Here is a 1,360-nt window from a genome sequence, read left to right as displayed (position 1 = left end):
TTAGCTTCATTACTTAGCTGTTATGGCATCATATATGTTGTGTCTGTTGCACAAGCGCATATTTTAAAATTCAACATTAAATAAAATTTTCAACAAACTTTTTCCTCTTAATATACCAGTGTTTATGACTTGTTATAATTGAAGAATCAGTGCCATTTGACAAAATCATGAGTTGTATGACAGCTACCATTATTGGTAATCAGGTTTTTTCGAGAGTTCTAAGTATTTAATAAATTAGAATCTTTATTTTCGGCTAAAATATCTTGTTTTAAAATTAGAAAAAAAGTCTTCTCATCACTGCGTTGTAGGAACCAGAATAGTATTATTAGAACGAATAATATTGCAGCAATTTTATAAAATCCTAAAATAGATACTAATAAGAGTGATGAAACATAGATAATAAATTCTTTCCTGAATTTAGTACTAATAATTACTTCTGTAAATCCATTTTTCTTTTTAAAGTGCAAATATGCTTCAATCGGTCTCAAAAAATTGCTTGTTATATAGTAAGCTAAATTTGAGTTGAATATGCCTAGTTTACTTGGATCTATAATAATTTTCTCATTACTTATTTCTTTTGTAGAATAATATTCTTTCTCAAGAATTCTTTTCTTTAATTCTTCAATACTTGTATTAGATTCGAAGTTATCTGTCAAAATAAATTTAGAACGAAAACTTCTAGTTAACCTAGCGGTTTTTTCATCATTACCTTCAAAATTTTCAATTTCATTGAAAAATGGCTTTTTGAGAAATATACAAAGCTTGTCAGCCGTCTCAATAAGAAGTTTTCTTTCTTGAAAAGTAGCTATGTTGTACCTTTTAAAATCTTGCATTACAACAATTAGCTGAAAATAGGTAAAAAGGGCATTCATACTCCCTAACCTTCCCGCCCGGACTCTTTTGTTCTTTTGATAGCCTATAATTTGAATTCCTAAAATTTTATCAATTTTCTTTTCTTCTTTTTTAAAATCTCTATGACTTAGAGAAAAATTTCCTGTGTTCTTATTGAAATAACGTTTTGTCTTATAATTGCGATAAGGTTTTAAAAATGTCATCGATAAAATTATTGTTAAGATGATGTAAATTATATAAAACCATGAAGAGTCGGACATTTCTAACTCTTCTGAAAAAAAGTCAAAAATTAAGACACTCCATAAGCTGAGCAGTAACACTTTAATAAAGAACACAGCAATTTTGATACGTATTGTTGGTATAAAGTGTATAATGTTCTTCTCTTCGATATATCTAGAATTGCCATCTTCTACATTTAAGGGTTTTTTATCTAGGTCAAAATTTTCTATGTCACCCATTTTTTATGCTTGTTTCCAAAGTTTAATATATGTGTCTTAGCAGGGCAAAA

Annotated in this window: 1 protein-coding gene; it reads right to left on the bottom strand. The window is 27.9% G+C overall.

Annotation, left to right across the window (positions count from 1 at the left end; translation table 11 throughout):
• Window positions 1-218 precede the first annotated feature (218 nt).
• Entirely contained in the window at window positions 219-1,055 is an 837-nt protein-coding gene (locus DZ60_RS0121945) for a hypothetical protein (protein ID WP_152537510.1), read from the bottom strand.
• Window positions 1,056-1,360 lie beyond the last annotated feature (305 nt).

The organism is Aquimarina pacifica, from assembly GCF_000520955.1.
GTDB classification, from domain to species: Bacteria; Bacteroidota; Bacteroidia; order Flavobacteriales; family Flavobacteriaceae; genus Aquimarina; species Aquimarina pacifica.
The sequence above is the reverse complement of the archived record's forward strand: the minus strand, read 5'-3'. Positions and strand labels throughout refer to the sequence as shown.